This is a genomic window from Sphingobium scionense (assembly GCF_014197035.1).
In the GTDB taxonomy this organism is placed as follows: Bacteria; Pseudomonadota; Alphaproteobacteria; order Sphingomonadales; family Sphingomonadaceae; genus Sphingobium; species Sphingobium scionense.
Window position 1 is genome coordinate 21,246 of record NZ_JACIEU010000042.1, and the last position, 6,536, is coordinate 27,781.

General features: G+C 61.5%; 5 protein-coding genes and 1 pseudogene. 3 read left to right on the forward strand and 3 right to left on the reverse strand.

The features are described 5' to 3' along the window. Position 1: 1 nt before the first annotated feature. From GGQ90_RS26585 to GGQ90_RS26595, 3 genes are all read right to left on the reverse strand, one after another. Positions 2-1,522, reverse strand: coding sequence for an aldehyde dehydrogenase family protein (locus GGQ90_RS26585; RefSeq protein WP_015449264.1), 1,521 nt, complete (start codon positions 1,520-1,522; stop codon positions 2-4). A 252-nt stretch (positions 1,523-1,774) separates the two neighbouring features. Beyond that, positions 1,775-2,104 (reverse strand): hypothetical protein, encoded by a 330-nt coding sequence (locus tag GGQ90_RS26590; protein WP_004212674.1) that lies wholly within the window; start codon positions 2,102-2,104, stop codon positions 1,775-1,777. A gap of 147 nt (positions 2,105-2,251) precedes the next feature. Next, positions 2,252-2,653, reverse strand: a complete 402-nt coding sequence (locus GGQ90_RS26595) for a hypothetical protein (protein WP_015449265.1) — start codon at positions 2,651-2,653, stop codon at positions 2,252-2,254. A gap of 398 nt (positions 2,654-3,051) precedes the next feature. Between GGQ90_RS26595 and GGQ90_RS26600 the strand changes: the two genes are divergently transcribed. The 3 genes and pseudogenes from GGQ90_RS26600 to GGQ90_RS26610 all read left to right on the forward strand — a co-directional run. Then, a complete protein-coding gene (locus tag GGQ90_RS26600) occupies positions 3,052-3,273 on the forward strand; it encodes a hypothetical protein (protein WP_169863481.1) in 222 nt (73 codons plus the stop codon). Positions 3,274-3,895: 622 nt separating this feature from the next. Continuing rightward, a complete protein-coding gene (locus tag GGQ90_RS26605) occupies positions 3,896-5,362 on the forward strand; it encodes a multicopper oxidase family protein (RefSeq protein WP_188084406.1) in 1,467 nt (488 codons plus the stop codon). A 925-nt stretch (positions 5,363-6,287) separates the two neighbouring features. Then, positions 6,288-6,536, forward strand: a pseudogene (locus GGQ90_RS26610) (glucose-6-phosphate dehydrogenase); the annotation flags it as partial.

The following is a 6,536-nucleotide window of genomic DNA, read 5'->3' on the forward strand; positions in this document are numbered from 1 at the left end:
GTCAGAATAGGCCGAGCGCGTGCTCGTCATAGGAGACGAGCAGATTCTTGGTCTGCTGATAATGATCGAGCATCATCCGGTGGTTTTCACGCCCGAAGCCCGATGCCTTGTATCCGCCGAAGGCGGCATGGGCGGGGTACTGATGATAGCAGTTGGTCCAGACCCGCCCGGCCTCGATCGCGCGGCCGAGCCGGTAGGCGGTGTTGCCGCTCCGGGTCCAGACGCCCGCGCCAAGACCGTAGGCGGTGTCATTGGCAAGTGCGATCGCCTCCTCGACCGTCTTGAACGTGGTGACCGACAGGACGGGACCGAAGATCTCCTCCTGGAAGATGCGCATGTGGTTCTGACCCACGAACACGGTCGGCTGCACGAAATAGCCCTGGTCGAGCGCACCGCCCGGCAGCGCCCTGGCGCCACCGACCAGACACTGCGCGCCCTCGGCCTTGCCGATATCGATATAGCCCAGGATCTTGTGGAGCTGGTCCTCCGACGCCTGCGCGCCGACCTGGACCGACGGGTCGAGCGGATCGCCCTGGCGGATCGCGGCGACGCGCGCCACGGCGCGCTCGATGAAGCGGTCGAAGATCGACTCATGGATCAGGGCGCGCGACGGGCAGGTACAGACCTCGCCCTTGTTGAAGGCGAACAAAGTAAAGCCTTCGAGCGCCTTGTCGAAGAAGGCATCGTCCTCGTCGAGCACGTCCGCCATGAAGATGTTGGGCGACTTGCCGCCAAGCTCCATCGTCTGGGGGATCAGATGGTCCGCCGCGGCGTGCATGATCTGCTTGCCGGTGACGGTCTCGCCGGTGAACGAGACCTTGGCGATGCGCGGATTGGCGGCGATCGCCTGGCCAACGGTCCGTCCCGGGCCGGTAACGACATTGAGCACGCCGGGCGGCAGGATGTCGGCGGTGAGCTCGGCGAACATCAGCAAGGTGAGCGGCGTCTGGGATGCGGGTTTGATGACGGTGCAGTTGCCCGCCGCCAGCGCCGGGGCGATCTTCCACGCCGCCATCAGCAGCGGGAAGTTCCACGGGATGATCTGGCCGACGACGCCGAGCGGCTCGCGGAAATGATAGGCGATGGTGTCCGCATCGATCGTCGAGATGCCGCCTTCCTCCGCCCGGATGCAGCCGGCGAAGTAGCGGAAATGGTCGATCGCGAGCGGCACGTCGGCAGCGCGCGTCTCGCGGATCGGCTTGCCATTGTCGATCGTCTCGGCAAGTGCCAGCAACTCCAGATTGTCTTCGAGCCGGTCGGCGACGCGATTGAGAATCCTGGCGCGTTCGGCGGGCGCGATCCTTGCCCATTGATCCTTGGCGGCGTGCGCCGCATCGAGCGCGCGCTCGACATCTTCCGGCGTCGACAGCGCGAACTCTGCGATCTGGGCGCCATTGATCGGGCTCGTGTCGGCGAAATACTCGCCGCCCGCAGGAGCGCTCCAGCGGCCTCCGATGAAATTATCATAGCGGTGTCGGAAGGAGGCCGCCGCGTTAATGGTCCCGATCGCCTTCTCGAACATAACCTGACTCCATCTCTATCGATGGCCTGACGGAGTAATCTCTTTGCCCGGGTGGCCTATAAGTAAGTTCCGCAGAAGGTAGTCTGGTATCGGGGTCGCGGGCTTGAGGGTCAGACACGCCAACAGAGCCGATGACTATTCATCGACTCCTGAACGTATTCGCGCACGCCTGATCGGAATTATGCCGAGACAGGCGTTACTCGGCCGAGTCTTCTTTTGGCGAGGGCGGCGCTTGGCATTCCAATTCTGGCGTTACGCCCGGACGCGCTTTAGGCTCACCCAATCGCCTTTCTGAAGCGTCCCGTCCCTCACGCGGAAATGAGCATAATGGTCGTCGAAAATCTGGTCGACTTCGACATGACCGACAAGACGGCGGTGGCGCGGCGTTGCGTGATAGACTTCGAGTATCTGCCCGATGTGCGCGCCATCGGCCTTACCCAGGCAGGCCACTGTGCCGCCCGCATCCATACGGACGATCTTGCCGCGCATGAACAAGCTATGGCCGATACCCTGTGCGAGGAGCGGCGTGCTGCCAAAGAGCAGAAAGCCAACAGCAGCACCGACGCCAAGATGTTTTCGCATCGCTGTTTCCTCTGTCAAGTCAGACGCTCGGACCCGGTTTTGAAAGCTGGGAGCACGGGGCGACGCTGGGCATCGTCAAAGAACTGGCCCGCCGCGGGGGAACGGCGGGCCCTCAGCCCCTGGGGTCTGTTCTCGGGGCTGGAAACCTCACATGTCGCTCATCGGCTTGTCGGCCATGGGCTTGGCGGTCTTCTTCTTCGCCGCCGGCTTGGCCTTCTTCATCGGCATCTTGCAGCAGCCACTCTTCGCCTTACCGGCCATGCCCGAGCCGTTCGATGCAGGCGAGCCGCCGGACATGCCGGCCATCCCCGACATGCCCTGTTGATCCTGCTGGGCCGGTTGCCCCTGCTGCTTCTGCGCGCCGGCCTGATGATCCTTCATCATCTGATCGTGCATCTGCTGCCCGCCATGATCCATGCCCTGCTGGTGGGCATGGGCCGGCGCAGCCTGCGCGGGCGCGGGCGTCGACTGGGCGAGAGCGGTGCCGGCGGCGAAGGTTAGCGTCGCGAAGAGGCTGACGGGCGCCGCGAGAAATGTCGTCTGTCGCATTGAGGGTCTCCGAGTGTTCTTCCTGTTGCCCGATCGACGTTCCGATCCCGGCAATTCCGAAGCTTCAATGCTGCTAGCGAGACGCAGTCTGTATACGTAACTTACGAATCCGCTTTGGATCGCGACTAGCATGCGCGGGATCGTGCGGGGTGGACCATGGTCCAAGGTCAAGCGAATTCATGATCCCGCTTGATGGCGGCCGACAGCGAAGTGCAAAAACCAATTGGCCCGCCGTGGGAGAACGGCGGGCCAAAGCTGCAGTTGAACCAGGCCACGGTCGTTGGCCACCCCGCCTCGTGATCGGAGCTGGCTTAAGTGCAGGGTCAGCAACCGCCCCGCGACCTACGCAACATGCGGGAGGCTCCGTCCTGGGTTCCCATCTCCCGCATAGCGATCCGATGGTCCTGCATCATCTCACCGTGCATCCGCACTTCGCGGTGTCGCATTCCTTGCATCTGGGCCGTCTCGGACCGAGCCGGCGCCGGCTTCGCCTTGAGCGTCTGCTCAAGGTCCGGCATGCCCGGCGGCATCCCATCGGCGAGAACTGGCCCGGCGCCGACGGCAAGGACGCCAAAGGCTGCGAGCGACGCGATAATCGCTGCTTTCTTGCGCAAATATGATTCCTTCAAGTCTGAGTTTCAGTTCGACCGGACACATGCCCGGTCGATTCTCGCTCCCCAGGGAGCTTGCCGTTGAGATGGTGTCGGCCTGGAGGCGGCAGTATACGTAATTTGCGAAGCTGGCGGTCAGCCTGCAATGTCCGCTTTAGTTCGGCTGCTAGCAAAAGCTGGGCGCGGATGACCGAAGACGGCGGCCATCAAAGCCTCCGCCTAGCCCGAGCACTGGAAAGCGACGCCGCCTGCTGCAGTGGCGAACAGCGAAACGTAAATCGCACGCCGCTTTTGCTTCGGCGCGATCGTGGCAAGGCCCACCGCCGAACCAGCCACTCGGACTGGCCCAGGCTAAATTGTCGGAATAGACGCTCGCTCGGATCGGTGCCGCAGTGATTGAACGCTCGCCTGGCTGATGATTGATCAACTGGCGAGGGCCGCGACCAGCTTAGAAGGGCAATTTTGTCTTCCCAGAGGGGGCGGGCACAAAAGCGATCGGTTCGGGTATTACGGATATTGCCCTCCCGCGCGCCCTTTAAGGGAAGAGCGGCGCTTCGCCTCGGTGGATCTCATCGGGATCGAGAAAAGCGCGCTTGCGTCAGTTTCACGATTGCTCAGGAGGGGCTTCGAAATGACTTTTCTGAATCGGCGAACTCTCTTGGCGGGCGGAGGCCTCCTGCTGGGGGCGGCATGCACGCGCAGATTTGCGACGCCGGACCAAGCAGGCACGCTGCCCATTCCTCGCCTGTTAGATGCACGCGACCATGGGCAGAGAATTGGACTGAGGGCGCAGGAAGGGGAAACCACTTTCTTCCCAGGGCGGCGGAGCGCCACCATGGGATACAACGGCAGCTATCTCGGCCCGACTCTGCGGGTACATCGCGGGGACGACGTGACGGTGACAGTCAGCAACAATCTGTCTGCTGATACCACGGTTCACTGGCACGGGCTGCTCGTACCGGGAGAGCTGGACGGCAGCCCCCACCAGACCATTAGTCCAGGCGAGACTTGGCGTCCGACGCTGCCGATCCGTCAGCCGGCGGCCACTCTCTTTTATCATTCGCATGCACATGGCCAAACGGCGGAGCAGGTCTATGCAGGCCTAGCGGGATTGCTCTTCGTCACCGACGAGGAAGAGCAAGGTCTCGGTTTGCCTTCCGATTATGGCGTCGACGATCTACCAATCTTGATCCAGGATCGGCAGTTCGTGGATGGCCGTCTGGTGTTACCGGCGGGCATGATGGTGGCGCTGGACGGGAGGCGGGGCAACGTTATTCTCGTAAACGGCGCGTACAACCCGCGAGCAGACGTTCCCGGAAGCTTAGTGCGGCTGCGGCTTGTAAATGGTTCGAATGCCCGGACTTACGATCTTTCGTTCAGCGACGGACGAGCCTTTTATTGGATCGGCACCGAGGGCGGCCTTTTGGAAAAGTCCGTTGAATTGCAGTCCCTCCCTCTGGCCTCCGGTCAGCGGGCTGAGATTTTGGTGGACTTCAGCGATGGCAGACCGGTCTCGTTGGTCTCGGCTCCAGACCAAAGCACCCTGAGGATGCATGGCATGAGCATGATGCATCGGCACGAGGCTAGCGAAAACAACGCAGGCAATGAAACTGTCCTCACATTCTCACCGCGCTTGGCATCGAGTAAGCGAGGTAGCACCACGCTTCCCCTCCTCCTGGCGTCCCGCGCGGTGCCAGATCCGGCTACGGTCGTCGCACGGCGACGTCTGGTGCTCAACATGAGGCTGGGAGGCATGATGGATAGCGACGAAGAGCCGCTAACGATCAACCACAGGCGATTCGATATGGATCGAATCGATGAGGAGGTCGAGCTTGGCGCCGTCGAGATATGGAAAGTCTCCGGGCAGAAAATGGCCCATCCCTTCCACATTCATGGAGTGCACTTCGACGTGCTAAGTCGCGATGGCGAGGAGCCAGATCTTCTTGATCAGGGGCCACGTGACACCATCGTCGTGGACGAACCGGTCGAGTTATTAATCCGCTTCGACCAGCCTGCTTCAAAGGCGCCCTTCCTGTTCCATTGCCATATCCTGGAGCACGAGGACGAAGGCATGATGGGTCAGTTTTCCGTGACGTAGTGGGAACAACTCAAGAATCGAAATCCCGCATATGCCAATAAGGGGGCAATGCTCGACGTATGACTTCGAACTCCACTCTCGTTTTTGTTCCCTTTTCGGGCTTGGGCCAGAACGTTTCGCACATCTCGATCGAAGGCATTCGATCATCCCGGACACTTGTGCATCACATGACGAACCCTGCGGTTCGTCACGGCCACCAGGCGCCGCGGGCCGCGCTCTATAATGGCCATACGCTTGTCGGGCCGTCCCGCGGCCGCTGTCAGTACTCGCGGCAATGAGTAATAGATGGTATCGCCGCGTTCATACCACTTTCCTCCGCCAAGCGGCGTCTGGTCAGGCAATCGGATTTCGCTGTAAGATCCGTTGCGATTAAGAACCCAGGCCATCCCCGACTTACAGCCGGATCGGCCATCAAATGACCAGACACCCGCGAGCTTGGTGGTCGAGGTATCTTCCCCTGCGGGAACGACCCTGGCCGGCGAAGGTAGCGTTGGCACAGTGAGCGCGGCGAAAATCGCCCAGATGGAACACGACCACCGTGTGAAAGTGAGCAGCCGGCATCGAAATAACCCGTTAAGCGCGATCGTCATACTATTTCCTTCCGATCCACACTCACTGCGCTGAGAGCTTCGTTGGTTGCCCTTGGCAGACTATGCAGACCATCTGCCGGCGGTAATGCGTATTTGCCGCTAGACAGAAGGGACGCCTGCCACGGCATCTGATCGCAGATCGCCCAGGACAAGGCAGGCGGCGCAGAACTTGGGATGACGGTGATCGGCTCATGCGCAGGGCAAGCGAGCGACCATATGAGCGGTAACGGGGGCGACGAGTTCGCTTCCGGACGAGGAAAAGGTGGCCCGGTGACCTTCACTCTATCCCGACATGTTAGTTTGGACGCTCAATCCGGGTACCGAGGCGGAGGCATATAGGCCGCAAGCCCACCGCAGTCTGCGCAGTGCGCGGCCAATATGGCAAGGGCTGTGTCGGTAGCCGCAACGTGCCGGCCTATCGTAAGGTCCCGGATGTCGCTACCGACAGCAGGACCGAGACCTATGTCGCACTGAAGCTGGAAGTCGACACGGCGTGCCCTTCTACCTGCGCACCGGCAAGGCGCTGGCAGCGCGCGATACGGAGATCGTCGTCACGTTCAAGGCAGTGCCCTACGCTTTATTCC

Excerpts from the sequence above, each read along its gene's own strand:
- GGQ90_RS26585 (WP_015449264.1), bottom strand. The coding sequence starts at position 1,522 with ATGTTCGAGAAGGCGATCGGGACCATTAACGCGGCGGCCTCCTTCCGA.
- GGQ90_RS26590 (WP_004212674.1), bottom strand. The coding sequence starts at position 2,104 with ATGCGAAAACATCTTGGCGTCGGTGCTGCTGTTGGCTTTCTGCTCTTT.
- GGQ90_RS26595 (WP_015449265.1), bottom strand. The coding sequence starts at position 2,653 with ATGCGACAGACGACATTTCTCGCGGCGCCCGTCAGCCTCTTCGCGACG.
- GGQ90_RS26600 (WP_169863481.1), top strand. The coding sequence starts at position 3,052 with ATGGTCCTGCATCATCTCACCGTGCATCCGCACTTCGCGGTGTCGCAT.
- GGQ90_RS26605 (WP_188084406.1), top strand. The coding sequence starts at position 3,896 with ATGACTTTTCTGAATCGGCGAACTCTCTTGGCGGGCGGAGGCCTCCTG.